Source organism: Halorubrum sp. Atlit-26R (assembly GCF_003666015.1).
Taxonomy (GTDB): domain Archaea; phylum Halobacteriota; class Halobacteria; order Halobacteriales; family Haloferacaceae; genus Halorubrum.
The window spans coordinates 1-867 of the sequence record NZ_QPLT01000152.1; the positions used below are offsets into that span (position 1 = coordinate 1).

Annotated in this window: 1 protein-coding gene; it reads right to left on the minus strand. The window is 61.9% G+C overall.

What is annotated here, in order from left to right; translation table 11 throughout:
- Positions 1-435: 435 nt before the first annotated feature.
- Positions 436-867 (minus strand): hypothetical protein (locus DVK07_RS19880; protein WP_121598545.1); only part of this gene is annotated, 432 nt, incomplete at its 5' end.

The window sequence follows — 867 nt, forward strand, 5'->3', positions numbered from 1 at the left end:
ATACGTGTTGCTTCCCTTCAGCCGATAGCGGCGTTCACTCGTCCGCAAGTGACCATCTGGTTGCGGGCGCCTCAGGGGAGAGCGCTGGACTAAGATGTCCCTGGGGGTGAAACAATCACTCCGAAAACACGGCGGACAGCCATCGCGGCTGGTGCGGTCCTGATCGCCCTTGGACACGGTGTTGGGACCGTCCTCGTGATGGCTGCCGTCATGGCCGACGTCGAGTAGCTCTCGACGAACCTTCTCCTTTTTTCAGTAGGCTCGTAGCCTGACTGTGGGTGGAGACTGGTGTGGTGGCGGGTGTCTCCGTCGTATAATTATAATGCCCCCATAATGAACCTTGCCCTGAAAAAATACAGGTTCTTAGAACCTCTCAACGGCTCTTGTACTATCTAAAAGAACAAAGTGAATCAGTAGCAGTTTCGGCGTACAATACTACTCTCTCGGTTCGAACCGCTCATCGCTCGCGAACAGCGACGCGATCTCCCGCACGCCCTCCTCCGCGTCCCAGCCCTCGCCGCGGTAGTGCCGGACGGGCGCCCGCCACGCGCTCCGTTCGTAGTGTGTCCAGAGGCGCGTCTGTCGCCCACCGTCCGCCGGCGTGAGTCGGAGGTGGTACTGCCACATCCCGAAGAAGCCCTCGGGTCGATACGCGTAGGAGCCGACCTCCCAGACGCGCTCGCCGTCGACGACGTCGTACTGGATCGACGCGAGCGTGTTCGGGTAGACACGCTCCATCGACCGGAACTCTTCGCGAACCTCACTCGGCGGCGCGTCGATCGTACCGACCAGCGTCCCGGGGTTCAGCTGGAGGCCGGTCGTCTCGGGGAGCGCGTCGGTCGCGGCCTCCAGGTCGACGCCGACGTG